The sequence below is a fragment of the Gottfriedia luciferensis genome, from assembly GCF_001712755.1.
Taxonomy (GTDB): Bacteria; Bacillota; Bacilli; order Bacillales; family Bacillaceae_G; genus Gottfriedia; species Gottfriedia luciferensis_B.
Genome location: NZ_MDKC01000006.1, coordinates 33,637 through 49,348 on the forward strand (window position 1 = coordinate 33,637; position 15,712 = coordinate 49,348).

14 protein-coding genes are annotated in these 15,712 nt (G+C 32.6%); 7 read left to right on the plus strand and 7 right to left on the minus strand.

Annotated elements, in window-relative coordinates:
* Nucleotides 1–348 precede the first annotated feature (348 nt).
* From BED47_RS07035 to BED47_RS07055, 5 genes are all read left to right on the plus strand, one after another.
* Nucleotides 349–1,677, plus strand: coding sequence for a glycosyl hydrolase family 18 protein (locus BED47_RS07035; protein ID WP_069033063.1), 1,329 nt, complete (start codon nucleotides 349–351; stop codon nucleotides 1,675–1,677).
* 406 nt (nucleotides 1,678–2,083) lie between these two features.
* The gene (locus tag BED47_RS07040) at nucleotides 2,084–2,659 is read left to right on the plus strand and encodes a TetR/AcrR family transcriptional regulator (RefSeq protein WP_069033064.1); all 576 of its coding nucleotides are present in this window, start codon (nucleotides 2,084–2,086) and stop codon (nucleotides 2,657–2,659) included.
* Nucleotides 2,660–2,999: 340 nt separating this feature from the next.
* Complete coding sequence (locus BED47_RS07045; RefSeq protein WP_025568475.1) at nucleotides 3,000–3,704, plus strand: SDR family oxidoreductase; 705 nt, start codon at nucleotides 3,000–3,002, stop codon at nucleotides 3,702–3,704.
* Between the two features lie 201 nt (nucleotides 3,705–3,905).
* The gene (locus BED47_RS07050) at nucleotides 3,906–5,255 is read left to right on the plus strand and encodes an MFS transporter (RefSeq protein ID WP_084006811.1); all 1,350 of its coding nucleotides are present in this window, start codon (nucleotides 3,906–3,908) and stop codon (nucleotides 5,253–5,255) included.
* Nucleotides 5,256–5,388: 133 nt separating this feature from the next.
* Nucleotides 5,389–6,576 (plus strand): MFS transporter, encoded by a 1,188-nt coding sequence (locus BED47_RS07055; protein ID WP_069033066.1) that lies wholly within the window; start codon nucleotides 5,389–5,391, stop codon nucleotides 6,574–6,576.
* 89 nt (nucleotides 6,577–6,665) lie between these two features.
* Here the strand turns inward: BED47_RS07055 and BED47_RS07060 are convergent, their stop codons facing one another.
* The 7 genes from BED47_RS07060 to qoxA form a co-directional block, all read right to left on the minus strand.
* Nucleotides 6,666–7,409 carry an SDR family NAD(P)-dependent oxidoreductase gene (locus BED47_RS07060; RefSeq protein WP_069033067.1) on the minus strand — a complete coding sequence of 248 codons (744 nt, stop codon included), beginning with the start codon at nucleotides 7,407–7,409 and terminating at the stop codon, nucleotides 6,666–6,668.
* 138 nt (nucleotides 7,410–7,547) lie between these two features.
* Nucleotides 7,548–8,369, minus strand: coding sequence for a YitT family protein (locus tag BED47_RS07065; RefSeq protein WP_175403465.1), 822 nt, complete (start codon nucleotides 8,367–8,369; stop codon nucleotides 7,548–7,550).
* A gap of 359 nt (nucleotides 8,370–8,728) precedes the next feature.
* On the minus strand, nucleotides 8,729–8,890 hold the full coding sequence (gene ytzI / locus BED47_RS23410; RefSeq protein ID WP_094030738.1) for a YtzI protein: 162 nt from the start codon (nucleotides 8,888–8,890) through the stop codon (nucleotides 8,729–8,731).
* Nucleotides 8,891–8,945: 55 nt separating this feature from the next.
* The gene (gene qoxD / locus BED47_RS07070) at nucleotides 8,946–9,230 is read right to left on the minus strand and encodes a cytochrome aa3 quinol oxidase subunit IV (protein ID WP_025568480.1); all 285 of its coding nucleotides are present in this window, start codon (nucleotides 9,228–9,230) and stop codon (nucleotides 8,946–8,948) included.
* A 1-nt stretch (nucleotide 9,231) separates the two neighbouring features.
* Nucleotides 9,232–9,828 (minus strand): cytochrome aa3 quinol oxidase subunit III, encoded by a 597-nt coding sequence (qoxC, locus tag BED47_RS07075; protein ID WP_069033068.1) that lies wholly within the window; start codon nucleotides 9,826–9,828, stop codon nucleotides 9,232–9,234.
* Nucleotides 9,829–9,831: 3 nt separating this feature from the next.
* Nucleotides 9,832–11,775, minus strand: coding sequence for a cytochrome aa3 quinol oxidase subunit I (gene qoxB, locus BED47_RS07080; RefSeq protein WP_069033069.1), 1,944 nt, complete (start codon nucleotides 11,773–11,775; stop codon nucleotides 9,832–9,834).
* 49 nt (nucleotides 11,776–11,824) lie between these two features.
* Nucleotides 11,825–12,721 (minus strand): cytochrome aa3 quinol oxidase subunit II, encoded by an 897-nt coding sequence (gene qoxA / locus BED47_RS07085; protein ID WP_069033070.1) that lies wholly within the window; start codon nucleotides 12,719–12,721, stop codon nucleotides 11,825–11,827.
* Nucleotides 12,722–13,151: 430 nt separating this feature from the next.
* Here qoxA and BED47_RS07090 point away from each other — a divergent pair, with 430 nt between their 5' ends.
* Both BED47_RS07090 and deoC read left to right on the plus strand, forming a co-directional pair.
* A complete protein-coding gene (locus BED47_RS07090) occupies nucleotides 13,152–14,582 on the plus strand; it encodes a PLP-dependent aminotransferase family protein (protein WP_069033071.1) in 1,431 nt (476 codons plus the stop codon).
* A gap of 297 nt (nucleotides 14,583–14,879) precedes the next feature.
* Nucleotides 14,880–15,551, plus strand: coding sequence for a deoxyribose-phosphate aldolase (gene deoC, locus BED47_RS07095; RefSeq protein WP_069033072.1), 672 nt, complete (start codon nucleotides 14,880–14,882; stop codon nucleotides 15,549–15,551).
* Nucleotides 15,552–15,712: the final 161 nt, after the last annotated feature.

The window sequence follows — 15,712 nt, forward strand, 5'->3', positions numbered from 1 at the left end:
ATAAGAGATCTTCCCTAACTCCTCTACAAAAAAGCTAGCGATAGTCTCTATTTTTCTATAGGTTATAATTTAATTTCTCCTCATATATATTATATAACATTTTGAGAATGAACGGTAAATAACTACTTTTTACCATTTGTTCTAGGATTTTCATTGCAACCTGATTAATACCATAAAACGAATGAAAGATTTGGTTACTTCAATGGATTCTAATTTAGATATTTAATTATTAAAGATAGCTTCTTTTAAAATTTATCCAATACATTAAGTAAAATTTTGAAAATAAGCTAATGATAAAAATGGAAATTTAAATTTATTCTAAACTCTATAAGTCATAAGGTGGTATACATGCGTAAAAGATTTTTAATCATACTATTTACTTTTTTACTCTTATTTTTACTTCCATCCATTACAACTTTTGCATTCGTAATATATGAAGTTAAACCCGGAGATAGTTTAAATAAAGTTTCCTCACAATACAAACTAAATGTAAAAAACTTTGCTCAATTAAATGGACTTGAAAAAAATGATAAACTGGTTATCGGCCAAGCAATGATCATTCCAGGGTCAACATATTATGTTAAAGGAAATGAATCGTTATGGGATATTTCTTACAGACATTCGATTAGTGTTCAGTTATTGAAATCCAAAAATAAGTTAACAAATGATAATATAAGTCCTGGACAAAAATTGTTTATTCCGTCAACTTCAAAAAAGAAAATATGGACAGGAACTTATTTTATACTTAAAAATAAAAAAACGGATAATTGGATGCTTGACCATTATAAAAAAACTTTAACAAGTATTTTTATTTTTGAATATCATTCAACTAAACAAGGAAATTTGATTAAAGTAAAAGAAAATGGCGCGATTAAACAAGCATGGAAAAAAGGTATAACACCTTATGCGACCTTTACTAATATTAGTGAAAAAGGTTTTGATCCAAACTTATTACATAATCTTATAAGTAATAAAACTTTACGAAAAAAACTAATTTCAAATATCTATACATTATTAGATCGAAATGATCTTAAAGGAATCAATTTGGATTTAGAAATGGTTAAACCTAATGACCGAGTATACCTTAATCAATTTATTAAAGAACTATCAGTTAAGCTGCATCGTTCTAAAATGGAACTTCTAATTGCGATGCCCCCAAAAGAAGCAGATAATATTCCAAGTTATTATTATGCTTATGATTACAAAACATTTGGAAAATATGTTGATAAGATGTTTATAATGGCTTATAACTGGCATTGGTCGAGCAGTCCATCCGGTCCTATAGCTCCCATACAAAATGTGAGAAAATCTCTACAATATGCTACAAGTGTTGTACCAAAATCAAAAATATTACTTGGAATTCCTCAATATGCATACGATTGGCCAATAACAGGTGACATCCGAACAGGGAGTGCTATTTCCACACAAAACGCGATTAATATATATAAGAAATATAAAAGCCAAGTCTACTATGATCAAGATGCATCGGCACCAGCATTTCGTTATATAGATAATAAAGGAACACAACATGAAGTATGGTTTGAAGATCCTCGAAGTTTACTTGCAAAATTTCAGCTAGTAAAAAATTTTAATTTAGCTGGATTAGGGTGCTGGCATATAGGGATAACAATGCCACAAACAGAAGAAATATTATTAAATGAATTCTGGATTCGATGAAATTTTTACAAATTGATGATAAATTAGAGAAGAACTTTTTAAATAAAGTTCTTTTTTCAATTTTTTTATTCAAATAAGAATAAGTGCTAAATGTACTAAGTTGGTTTGCTTTCAAAAAGATAAATCAGTAATTGCACTTATAGTACCTTATTATTCGGTGAGTCTTGTTCGTCCCATTGACCCATTAAAATCTCAACTTTATAATAATCATGGAATTGTCCATTATTTTTAATAACCTCAAAATGAAACGTAATGAACCTCTGTATAGATGCTTATATTAAGATAAAATAGTAAGCATTTTATTAAAAAACAATGAGTAATTAGTTATAAAATTTCAGTATTGTTTTATTGAATATACAAAGATTATTTATAAATATGCTATAATCTTTCAAAAGGAGGTACGAACGTGGCCAGACATAAAGAATATGACGAAAAAGAAGTTTTACAAAAAGCAATGGAGCTATTTAGGCATCAAGGTTACGAAAAAACCTCATTGCAAGATCTAGTTTCTCATATGGGGATTCATAGAAGAAGTTTATATGATACATTTGGTGATAAACATTCATTGTTTATCAAAGCATTAGAACTTTATAATAACAATGTAATGAAAAATATGAATTTAAAAGCTAAGAAATCATTATCTGTAAAAGATGCTATTAGAAGTATATTAGAAATAGTAATTACAAAAGATGATAAAAAATCAGTAGGTTGTTTAACAGTGAATAGTGCGGTTGAGTTGTGTTTACATGATCAAGTTGTAGCTGAAATTGTTGAACAAAACTTTTCTAAAACTGAAGAAATTATTTTTGATTTACTAGTTCTTGGACAAAATTCGGGTGAAATAGCTAAACATCATGATTTAGAAAAATTATCTCAGTTTATTCATAATTCTTTTGTGGGATTAAGAGTATTAACAAAAACAACTAACGATAAAAATAAGTTGAAAAATATAATTGATATGACACTACACTATCTATATTAGATTAATTCTCTAATTAAAGTGTATAAAAAGAGTTAACTAATCCCAGTTAATACCTTTTCATTATTCAGTTTGTAATGATTTTAGAACGAATGGTAAAAAATGATTATTTATCGTTCGTTCTCAATATGTTATATTAATATACATGAGAAGAACACATGAGAAGAAAATAAATTATAACGTTTAGAAAAATATAGTTTATCGCTTTTTTTGTAGAGTAGTTAGAATCCAACAAACTATAAATTTTTTTTGTTCATTTGAGAATGTTCGTTCTTGAATAAATAAAGGAAATTATTATTTACTAATTATCTAGACAAAAATAGAAAATGAGGAGATCACGAAAATGGAAATTTCGAAACAAATTGCATTAATTACAGGAGCAAATAGAGGCCTAGGTCGTCATCTTGCACAGGAACTACTAGTTAGAGGAGCAAAGGTTTATGCAGCGGCTAGAAATCCAGAATTAATTAATCTTCCCGGAGTCATTCCAATACAGATTGATATTACTGATGAAAAATCAATCGCTGCAGCAGCTGAGATTGCTAATGATGTTACATTACTAATCAATAATGCTGGATCGAATACTGAGGGTACATTACTAGATGGTTCAATGGATAAAATTCGATTAGAGATGGACACTCATTTTTTCGGCACTCTTTCGATGATAAGAGCATTTGCTCCGAAAATGGAGAAGAATGGAGGAGGAACAATTCTTAATATTCTATCCGTTCTATCTTGGTTGAGCTTGGACGGAGGAGGAGCTTATCAAGCAGCGAAATCTGCAGAATGGAGTATGACGAATACGTTCCGCTTGGTCTTAGCTCCTAAAAATATACATGTTTCTGGGTTGCATGTAGCGTATATGGATACAGACATGACAGCGAACATAAAGGCACCAAAGGCTAATCCTACTAATATTGCAAAGATAGCCATAGACGGTATAGAAGCTGATAAATATGAAATTTTAGCAGATGATTTAAGCCACATGGTACTGCAAAATTTATCTGGTGGTGTAAAAGCGATATACCCACAATTATTTAAACAATAAATAAGTATTGGTAAGACTTCGTATAAGAGAGTAAAAAGCAAAAAGATTGTTTGAATCAAATTTCTTTTGAACTGCTAAGGGACGTTTAGTGGTAGGTTGTAATGAAGTAGATATGAAATCAGACTAATACTGTAAAATTACTGGGCTTAGACCACCAATCTAACAATGATTGGAGTAAAGCTTTGGATAGGAGTTAACACCATGAAAGACAAAATCGTAATGCCGTTATGGACGTTTGGATTGTTCATCGTCGTTATGAACACAACAATGTTTAACGTCACTGTTCCAAGCATAATTAAAGATATCGGGGTTTCGACGTCTCTTGGATCTTGGATTGTTTCAAGTTACTCAATAGGATATGCATTATCAACACTGATTTACAGCAGGCTATCAGATGTATTGACCATTCGAAAGATGCTGTCAGTAGGTCTCATAATAATGGGACTTTCATCCATCTTCGGCATCTTCGCAACGAATTTTCAAACTTTGCTTATTGTTCGGATTGTTCAGTCCGCTGGAGCCGGCGTAATGCCAGGACTTGGACTTGTTATAGTTAGCAGGTATATTCCTTTTGAAAAGCGAGGCAGAGCAATTTCAATGATTTCGGCTGGATCTGCAATGGCATTTGGACTTGGACCAATTGTCGGTGGGTTGATAAGCGAGTACATCGGATGGAACGAGTTATTTACTGTTTCTTGTATTGTAATTCTTCTTCTCCCGATTTTGTTACGCCAAATCCCTAAAGAGGAGCCAAAGCCTTTCCAGTTTGACTTGACTGGTGTTAGCCTGACAGTCGTTAATGCGGTGGCTCTTCTGACCGCCGTTACGCAGCGCTCAACTACTTGGTTGCTAATCGGATTGATATCCATCGAAGTCCATACTTGGCATCTCAAACGCAAGAAAGAATCATTCATCAATCCGGAACTTTTTACAAAGTCAACTTACCGAAAACTACTTTTTGTTGGTTTTAGCATTCTTGTTCTGAATCTTGGTAATTTGTTTTTAATGCCTCTAGCACTTGCTAACTTATTTGGAAAAACTCCGTTGGCTATCGGACTTACAATCGCACCAGGAGCCGTTTTATCAGCTTTACTCATGCTGTTCGTCGGACGCTGGATCGACAAGTTCGGAAGCGTTCGGTTTTTACTTGTCGGTCATGTCATTTTAGCACTTGTTTTGATTGTCTTTTGGACGGACCTCAGTCAATCACCGACTGTCATCTTGTTTGGATACTTATTTTTCTCGCCAGCGCTTTCTATTACGTTAGCATCGTTAAACTACGAAACGACGCGCATTTTGCCTACTAAGTTGATCGGTTCTGGCATGGGACTCATGCAGTTGATGCAGTTTTTTGGAGGTGCTTTTTCAGTTGCGGTTTCCGGTATGTTACTCGCGTTTCAAAAAAAGAATCCGCTGGTCAGTAACTATGAAAATGTATATGGCATTTTAATTGTAGTATGCATTATCTCGTTATTCACGCTTCTATTATATGTTATACCTGACCGTCAGTCCGAGTCTTTAAGAAGTAGCCATCTGAAAAAGCAAGGGTAGAAAAACAATATCTTTCACTTTACTTTAAAGATAAAGTTGTTTAATTAAAATTTCAGTATTTATAGAAATACAGAATCTTATTTCGGTATCTATGCAAATATTAAAATTAATAATATTTAGGGGGAAATATTGAATGTCGAATACAGCAAAGATTTATATTTTAGCATTGATCAGTTTTTTAGTAGGAACTTCTCAATACATTATTTTAGGTATTTTGGATAAAATGGCATATGCTCTAGGTGTGTCAATTTGTGCAGCCGGTCAATTAATAACTGTTTATACATTAGCCTATGCAATTGGTACACCGATCCTAATGGTATTAACAGCCAAAATGGAAAGACGAAAATTACTAATCTATACTTTATTTGTTTTTATCTTAGGGAAATTACTTTCAGTCATTGTTCCAGGGTATTGGTTATTTATGATCGCTCGTATTATTATGGCATTAAGTACAGGTGTAGCAGTCGTTACAGTTTTAAGTATTGCGGCAAAAATTGCACCCGCAAATAAGAAGGCAAGTTCAATTGCATCAGTTGTCATGGGATTTACAGCGTCATTAATTATTGGTGTTCCGATCGGACGTTTTATTTCATCAACTTATGGATGGAAATTTGTATTTATCGGTATCGCATTATTAGTTTTACTTGTTATTTTAATTGTTTTAAATACAATACCAAAAATGAATGGTGGTGTTTCAATACCTTTAACGAAACAAATTGCATTGTTCAAAAAACCCAAAAATGCTTTAGCATTATCAATCACATTTTTCATAATGACAGGATACGGGATTATTTTTACTTATTTATCACCATACCTTGTAAAAACAGTAGGAATGAGTGATCATCTTTTAAGCATTACTTTACTGGTTCTTGGAGTTGCAAGCTTATTTGGTTCAAAAATAGGTGGTTTAAGTGCCGATAAAAGAGGTGTAATATTCACCTTAAAAAGAGGATTACTTGTAAACATAACATCACTAGTAGCTCTATCATTCGTTTCACATTCAATTATTGTAGTATTTATCATTTTGGTAGTATGGTCATTTTCAGGCTGGTCATTAGGTGCAACTCAGCAATATAATTTAGCAACGATCTCACCTGAATCATCAGATGTGATGTTAGGACTTAATCAATCGATGATGCAATTAGGTTTTGCCGTTGGTGCAGGTTTAGGTGGAATAATTGTGGGGCAAATATCATTATCTTCAATTGTTTGGTTTAGTACAGTAAGTGTTGTATTTGCAAGTTTTACAACATTTGGATTATCACGTTTCTTAACTAAAAAGGTAGTCAACCAAGATATTACAGTAGAAAAGGGAGCTTGATCAACCGGTAGTACTAATTCAATATTGTTTTTGTTGTTAATTCTCAAATATATTATAAATATATTAGTAGGAAGTATTAATCCATAAAATTACTGTGCTGTATAGCCCTCATCAACAAGAAGGGTTGTACCATTTATAAAACTAGCATCATCACTTGCTAAAAATAAGACAGCCTTTGCTATTTCTTCTGGTTTTCCAAGTCTGCCTTGCGGGTGAAGAGAAGCTAAATATTCTTTTTTTTGCGGATCAATACTTTTTAGTAGAGGTGTGTCAATATACCCAGGACAGACCGCATTTATACGAATACCTTCTTTTGCATAAGCTGTACATAAGTTTTGAGTTAGTAGTTTTACAACACCTTTTGAAGAGGAATAAGCTGTAACGCTTGGCAATGTCACAAAGCTATGGATCGAACCTGCATTAACAATGACACCAACTGTGCCTTGTTTAATAAACTGTTCAATAGCATATTTATCAGATAGAAATACTCCTGATAAGTTAATATCAATGATTCGTTTCCAGTTTTCAAATGACAGTTCAAGTGCGGGTGCATCATTGGCAATTCCCGCATTAGCATACATAATATCCAGTTTCCCGAATTGATTCACGGCTTCATTTATCAACTTTTTAATATCTTCTTCTTTTGATACATCAGTTTTAACAAATAACGTATCATATCCTTTGGAATTTAATTCGATTGATAAGTCATTACCTCGCTCTGAAAAGTCAGCTATGATCACTTTAGCGCCTTCCTCAACAAAGAGACGAACTGTTGCTTCTCCAATTCCACTAGCTCCACCTGTTACAATTGCTACTTTGTTTTCAAGTCTCATTACAAATACTACCCATTTACTTATAAAGTCATATTTAATACGAACAATGAATTCTTGTTATTAGTTTGAAATCGGATTCAATAATATTCAATTCCTTGCCGCTCCCAATTTACTACAATCATTTTGAGAAACAATCACTTATGTTTTCCTGAACCGTCCAAGCACTTCAAGGGTTTGTGAGATGTTTACAAAAGCATTCGGATCAATCATTCTGATGGCATGTTTTGTTTCATTCAATTCGAATCTAGTAATGACAGTTGTAAGGACTTTTTTTGGTTTATGTGAGTAGGCACCTTCAGCATTATGTACTGTAATTCCTCTTAGATGTAAATGGATAAGGGCGTCTATTAATTCGTCTCCCTTCTCAGTAACAATTCTTAAGGTTAATTTGTTTTGGGTTGTATATACCATATCGACTGCACGACCAGCTACATAGATAGTGATCATGGTATATAAAGTGATAGTCCATCCAAATATAAAACCAGAAGCACAAACTACAAATAAATTCATACATGCACTCAAAAATCCTACCTGCATATTCTTTTTTTGAGAAAGAATCAGACTAACTATATCCGTCCCACCTGTTGAACCACCATGCTTGATGATCATACCGACAGAAGTTCCATAAAGAGCGCCTCCTATAATAGAAGAGAGTAAGATATCATTGCTTATTGCATGGATAGGTATTATTTTTAAACTTAAAGATAAAACAGCAACTGAATAGATAGTAAATAGGATAAATCTTTTTCCAAGATTTTTAATACCCAATAGGAATAAAGGAATATTAATAATGAAAACAATCCAACCAGTATTTACATGTAAAAAATGATGAATCATAAATGCAATTCCGGTAACTCCACCGGATGCCAATTTATGAGGGATAAGAAAAGTGTTATAGGCAAATCCAAAAAGTATGGAGCATAAACCGATTAAGATGACTTGATATATTAATCGAATCAAAATAAACACCTCTAAAAGTTTCTATTAAAGTTAGTATGGATAATTTACGTTTTTATAATTATAAAAATAGTTATTAGCATAATTAGTGAAAAATGAAATAATTGATGTAAGCAGTTTAAACTGAAGAAGAGGGGAAATTGGATTTTTTTTAAAGATTTAGAGGGGATTTATAACAAAAAGATGCAAGTATTCAAGTGATAATACAACTAATCTTACCTATTAAACATATAAAAAAAGGTTTGAAATAATCTTAGTTAGATCAAACCTTTTCCTTTATTAAAAGTATCTATTATATTCTTGTTATGAACAAACTGTTGAATAAAAAACATTAAACAAAAGCTGGCATTTATTAGCTTTAATTATTTATTATTTTTATCTTTATTAATGTTATTAATATTTATATCATCAATTTTATCAACTTTGTGTTTTACCCCATAACCTTTATTTACTGTTAAAACAAAAGCACCGAATACAACAAAGATTATGATTCCACCTATAACATATACAGCTGTCATTGACATAAAATTACCTCCAAGTTTATTTTAATGCTCCAGATAATTAATCATTTATATCGTATTAGGCATATCCCCAAACCATACAGAGTAAGGTACCGAATACGGTAACTAGTGCGATTGATAATGCGTAAAAGATATTTGTATAAATAGCTCCTTTTTCTCTTGTTTCACCTGCATGCATAAACACTACTAATTGAAGACTCGCTTGTAAAAATGCTGTTACAAGCAATATTGTCATCCCAACTGCAAATGACAAGTTAAAGAAGTAAACTACAAGTGCAATGCCAGTAAGAATCATTGAAAAAGCAAAACCTTTAACTTGCTTAAGCGGAAATAATTCTTTCATGTTACATCAATCCTTTCAGATAAACAAAGCTAAAAATGAAGATCCATACAACATCTAAGAAATGCCAATAGAGTGAAAAGATAAATGTTTTATTAGCAATTTCTGGAGTGATTCCTCTTTTTCGAATTTGTAACATGATAAATAATCCCCAAAAAAATCCAAGTATTACATGGGCTCCATGTGTACCTAAAGTTGTTAATAGAATCGCTGTAAATGCGCTTGTTTGTAATCCTGCACCCATATGCATATAATGTGCGAATTCTGATATCTCAAAACTTACAAATACTAAACCAAGAATCAGTGTGATTGCAAGAAATGAGATTACTGCTTTTTTTCGACCAATACGCATCGCATGAATTGCTAATCCTATAACAAAGCTACTCGTTAATAAAACAAACGTTTCAATTAATACAGGTGTAATTTCAAAAATTTCTGCCCCTGTAGGACCATGTCCAGTACGATTGACTAATGTAAAATAAGAGGCAAAAAGAGTTCCGAAAAGCATGATTTCTGCACCTAAAAAGATCCAAAAACCTAATATATTTATTTGATTTTGCTCTGTACTATATTCTAAAGGGAGTGATTTTATTAATTTCATAGTTTATGCACCTCTATATTCATTTTCGTTTTCTTTAATTGTTTCTACTGGAATATAGTGGCCCTTATCAATTTCAAAGGAACGAAGACCCATACAAACAAATATTGCTATTGCAGAGACAATTACAGGAATCCACATTGAAAAGACGAATGAGAATCCAAAAACAAATAGAATGCAGCCCATGATAAAAGGTGCGCCACTATTATTTGGCATATGAATTTTGTCATATTGCCCTTTAAAGATCGGAATTCCTAATTTCTTCGCATCCCAAAATGCTTCAATTGAATGTACTTCAGGCGTAATGGCGAAATTATAAGAAGGAACAGGACTATGAGTAGCCCATTCTAAAGTACGAGCATCCCATGGGTCTGAGTTAATATTTCTAGATGCATAACGAACACTATAATAAATGTTATACACTAGTAAGATAAAACCGCTCGCCAATCCGATTGCTCCGATAAAAGATAATAAATTCAATGGACCAAATCCTGTTGACTCTGAATAAGTATACATACGACGAGCTTGCCCATTTAATCCTGTAAAGAACATTGGGAAAAATGTTACGTTAAAGCTAATTGCGATAAACCAGAATGCCCATTTTCCAATTCGTTCATTTAACAAAAAACAAAACATTTTAGGCCACCAGTAAGTAAGTCCAGCAATCATAGCAAAAACGACACCAGGAATGATAGTGTAATGGAAATGGGCTACTAAAAACATCGTATTATGGTATTGATAATCAGCAGCAGACATTCCTAGCATCACACCAGTAACCCCACCAATCGTAAAGATCGGAATGAAGCCTACAGAATATAACATAGGAACGGTAAAAACGATTTTACCTCTCCAAAGTGTAAACAGCCAATTAAAGATTTTAATTCCAGTTGGAATGGCAATTGCCATTGTTGTAATAGAGAATATACTATTCGTTAATGCACCTTGACCCATTGTAAAGAAGTGATGAGTCCAAACTAAGAATGATAGAAACGAGATAATTAACATGGAATAGACCATTGACTTGTATCCGTATAAGTTTCGACGTGCAAATGTGGAGATGATCTCACTATAGACACCAAAAGCAGGTAAAACTAGGATGTATACTTCTGGGTGTCCCCAAATCCAAAAAAGATTTGCCCAAAGCATGTCCATCCCACCATTTGTCGTTGTAAAGAAATTTGTACCGAATAGTCTGTCCATAGTACCCATCAAAAGTGCCACTGTTAAAACAGGAAATGCAAATATTACAATCACATTTGTAGTTAGAGCAGACCAAGTAAAAATCGGCATTTTAAAGAGTGTAATACCCGGTGCTCTCATTTTTAAAATCGTTGTGACAAAATTAATTCCAGAAAGTAAAGTACCAAGTCCAGCAATTTGCAGTGCAATCATATAGTAGTTTGTACCAACGGATTTACTTAGTTCATTACCAGCTAGTGGGAAATATGATGTCCATCCTGCATCTGGAGAGCCACCAATTACAAATGAGATATTTAATAACATCGCCCCCATAAAAAACAACCAAAAGCTTAGTGCATTTAAACGTGGGAATGCTACATCACGTGCACCAATTTGAAGCGGTACAACAAAGTTCATAAGAGCATAGATAAATGGCATTGCCATAAAAATAATCATGACAAGGCCATGAGTCGTAAATATTTCGTTATAATGCTGTGCATCTAATAGCGTATTTTCGGGAACGGCCGTCTGAGCCCGCATCAAAATGGCATCGACACCACCACGGAAAAGCATTAGCAAAGCAGATAGTAGATACATTATCCCAATTCGTTTATGATCAACAGTTGTTAACCATTCTCTCCATAAATAACCCCATTTTTTGAAATAGGTTAAACCAGCTACAATAGCAATTACAGTTACCCCAATAGCGATCATCGATGCATAAATAGCAGGATTTGGATGTGGAATCGCAAATCGATTGAAAAATTCCATAATATATGAACTCCTTTAACTACATTTAAATTTGAAAATGACCGAAAGATTAATGACTAGAGTGTTTTGAATGCATATCCATTTCAGAGTCCATTTCATTTTCACTAGAGTGATGTTTATGACCTCCTTCATTTGGAGGTAAGTACTCCAAATGAGTTCCAGTAAACGTTAATTCACTAAGGTGACCTGGTTTTAACAACAGTGTGAACTTTTCTTTCGTTAGAGGTGAAGCTGTTTTTTTAACATCTTTGACCCATTCATTAAATTTGTTTTCAGGCACCGCTTCGACATTAAACGTATTTTCAGCAAATCCTTTACCACTGAAATTTGCATTACGTCCCATATATTCACCTGGAACATCAGCAGCTAAGTATAAAGTATTGACCATGTCTGACATCGCGTATTTTTGTCCCCCCAATTGTGGAATCCAAAAACTTGTGATTGGCCCATCTGAATATAATTTAAATTCTAGTGGTCTATTTGTAGGAATATATAAATAGTTTACGGTCTCAATATTTTCTTCAGGATAGCTGAAATGCCATTTCCAATCAGATGATGTAGCGTAAATTATTAAAGGTTTTTTATTTGCGTATCCAGTTGGGGCAGACTCTACCTTATTGTTGCTTTGTACCGAAACGATTGAAAGAAAAATAATGATCAATACTGGAATCCCGACACAAATTAATTCAACCAATACACTACCTTTAATTTTAGGAGGTTCATAATCACTACTCTGTTTAGAGGAACGATATTTAAAAAGCATATAACCTAAAATAAGGAAAACGACCAAGACAATAAATGACATAATCCAAATGGATAACATAATATCTTTAGCTTGAGTTTGAGCTTGAGGTCCTTTAGGATCTAACACCTTTACTGGCTCGCAACCAGATAACAAAATGAGAATAGAAATAAAAATAGTTTGTAAGGTCCATTTATTCTTCATGAACAAAATCCTTTTCAATTTTTATTTTCATAACGTCATTATTGAGTTAATTTGATTCACAATTGGTTAAAATATAGAGCCATAAATATTGAAAGTCAACGAAATTACAATTTCTGTCAATAAATGTTCACAATAAAAAAAAAGTGAATTTAATAGTATTTGAAGTGATTTTTGATTTCATAAATCAGGATCATCAGTTGATAATTCTGGTTTTCCTCAGAATGTCTAATTAACTAATTTTTAAAGAAATTTTGTTTTTTTGTGAAGTGGATGGGGAAACTATAGGATAATTGGATGAGTAGGAAAGTAGAGAATTAATCTATAATAGTTAAATTATTTTATTATTATTAATTCGTTAAAATAGATAACATAGGTGTTTAAAAAATAAGAATTAAAGATAAATTTTTGTAAATTGCGAGGAATATTGTCAATGGAATGGAAACCTGATCGTGAAGCGAAAAAAGCTATCTATAAACAACTTGCGGAATACATAGAAGAAGGAATCGTTAACGGTACTTTTCCACTTGATAAACACCTTCCTTCCGAAAGGCATTTAGCAAAAGAATTTAACATTAATCGAAGCACAGTAGTTGCTGCTTATGATGAGTTGGAATCAAATGGGCTTATTGAAAGAAATAGAGGAAGCGGAACAACAATTAGTAAAGATATTTGGGGGATTACTAAGAAGCGAATACCAAGTTGGAACAGATATGTTGAGGCTGGCTCTTTTCAACCAAACTTGCCTGTAACTCAAAGAATTCGTCAAAAGACAGCAGAAGATAAGCTAATTAATTTAGCAAGTGGAGAATTGTCAGAAGATCTTTTTCCAATAAAATCATTAAGAGAAATTACTTCAACTAGATCATTTATTGGAAGTCTTGGATATGATCATCCTCAAGGTTATAAAATATTAAGAGAAACGATCGCAAAGCATGTTAAACAATATAGAAAAATTGAAACGGAATCTTCTTCAATTTTAATCACATCTGGTGCTCAACAAGCTTTATATTTAGTTGTTCAATGTTTGCTAAACCCTGGAGATTCAGTAGCTATTGAAGACCCTTCCTATGCATACAATCTACCGATTTTTAAATCAGCGGGGGTTAAGACCTATTTATTACCGGTTGATGATAATGGAGTTAATCCAGCCGACATAATCGAATTACATAAAAAACATCGAATCAGAATGATATTCTTAAATCCAACCTATCAAAATCCAACCGGTACCAATCTTAGTCTTGAACGTCGTAAGACCATATTAGATATATCTTCAGAACTTGGAATTCCTGTCATTGAAGATGATCCGTATAGTTTAACGTCTTTTAAAGGAGAAACGATCTCTACATTAAAATCACTAGATGAAAATGGAAATGTATTATATATAAGTTCATTGTCAAAGATTGTAGCTTCTGGTTTAAGAATTGGTTGGATTATTGGTCCAAAGCCTGTAATTGAGAGATTATCTGATGCTAAACAACAAATAGATTTTGGTCACTCTGGATTTACACAGTGGATTGCAAATGACTTTTTAGAAGCTAAAGATTTTCATTTGCATATTAAAAATTTAGTGAAGCAACTAGAAAAAAGAAGAAATCAAATTGTCAAAAGTCTTCAATTTTATTTAATGGATCAGGTAGAATTTACTCAGCCTCAAGGAGGAATCCATATTTGGTGCAAATTAAAAAAAGAAGTTAATGAAGTACAATTACTAGAAGAATCAATTAAAAGAGGGGTAATCTTTGCACCGGGTTCAACAATGGGGTCTAAAAAAGGTTTTGTTCGTTTTACCTTTGCAAGAGAAGACGAAGAGTCAATAGATGAAGGGATAAAAAGATTTTCTAAAGCACTAAAATCTATGTGAACTAGGAATCATGTACTAATCATGATTCCTTTTTTATTCATTTTTTAAGTGGATGGGGTAAAAAGTACCACAATGGATGGTTTAAATTTTTACAGATTTTTTATAATGAATAGGTGGAAAACAATCCACGAATTCATAACGGTATAAGATCTATTATCGAGTGAATTGATTCACAATTATCTTTCACTTTCTAACATACTAAAAAAATGAAGTCGATATAAAGTTTCAAAATTTGTCAGATTCAATTAGAATCAGCACAGAGTTAAACACAAATTAATTGATAAGGTGGAGTAATACATGAAATATACAAATATTATTGATCGCACATTATTATCGCCAGAGACTGATGATGTAGCCATTATAAAGTTATGTAATGAAGCGATGGAATTCGGATTCGCTTCGGTAGTTGTAAATCCAGCTTGGGTAAAATTAGCCTCAAAACTCGTGAGACAATCTGATGTTAACGTATGTACTGTTATCGGATTTCCACTAGGTGCTAATACAATCGAAACCAAAGTATTTGAAACTAAAAATGCTATTGAAAATGGGGCTACAGAAGTAGATATGGTCATAAATATAGGTGCATTAAAAAGTGAAAATTATGATCTAGTCGAAAAAGACATTAATGCAGTGGTGGAAGTTGCAAGTGGAAAAGCTTTAGTCAAAGTTATTATAGAAGCATGTCTTTTAACAGATAAAGAAATACAATTAGCATGTGAATTATCTGTAAAAGCAGGGGCTGACTATGTAAAAACATCGACTGGCTTTTCTTTACATGGAGCAACCCTTAAAGATGTTGCCTTAATGAGAGAAACCGTTGGAGAATCGGTTGGAGTAAAAGCGTCTGGTGGTGTTCGCAGTATAGAGGATATAAAAGCAATGGTTGAAGCAGGGGCAACCAGAATCGGTACAAGCTCAGCTGTTCAAATTTTTACTGAAAATACTACTCTTAATTCAATTAAATATTAAATTATACTATTAAAAAATAATTTAATGTAACTAACCATGTATCGATCGCCGATTATAAGTTGTATATGTTATATGGGTGAAGAGTAGTATTAGTCTTTTAAAATAACGAGATGAAACTAAAAACAGGAAGAGTATAAAAAATTCCCGAGGAACCATCTAAT

Coding starts and splice junctions, on each gene's coding strand:
- BED47_RS07035 (WP_069033063.1), top strand. CDS start 349: ATGCGTAAAAGATTTTTAATCATACTATTTACTTTTTTACTCTTATTT.
- BED47_RS07045 (WP_025568475.1), top strand. CDS start 3,000: ATGGAAATTTCGAAACAAATTGCATTAATTACAGGAGCAAATAGAGGC.
- BED47_RS07050 (WP_084006811.1), top strand. CDS start 3,906: ATGAAAGACAAAATCGTAATGCCGTTATGGACGTTTGGATTGTTCATC.
- BED47_RS07055 (WP_069033066.1), top strand. CDS start 5,389: ATGTCGAATACAGCAAAGATTTATATTTTAGCATTGATCAGTTTTTTA.
- BED47_RS07060 (WP_069033067.1), bottom strand. CDS start 7,409: ATGAGACTTGAAAACAAAGTAGCAATTGTAACAGGTGGAGCTAGTGGA.
- ytzI (WP_094030738.1), bottom strand. CDS start 8,890: ATGTCAATGACAGCTGTATATGTTATAGGTGGAATCATAATCTTTGTT.
- qoxD (WP_025568480.1), bottom strand. CDS start 9,230: ATGAAAGAATTATTTCCGCTTAAGCAAGTTAAAGGTTTTGCTTTTTCA.
- qoxC (WP_069033068.1), bottom strand. CDS start 9,828: ATGAAATTAATAAAATCACTCCCTTTAGAATATAGTACAGAGCAAAAT.
- qoxB (WP_069033069.1), bottom strand. CDS start 11,775: ATGGAATTTTTCAATCGATTTGCGATTCCACATCCAAATCCTGCTATT.
- qoxA (WP_069033070.1), bottom strand. CDS start 12,721: ATGAAGAATAAATGGACCTTACAAACTATTTTTATTTCTATTCTCATT.
- BED47_RS07090 (WP_069033071.1), top strand. CDS start 13,152: ATGGAATGGAAACCTGATCGTGAAGCGAAAAAAGCTATCTATAAACAA.
- deoC (WP_069033072.1), top strand. CDS start 14,880: ATGAAATATACAAATATTATTGATCGCACATTATTATCGCCAGAGACT.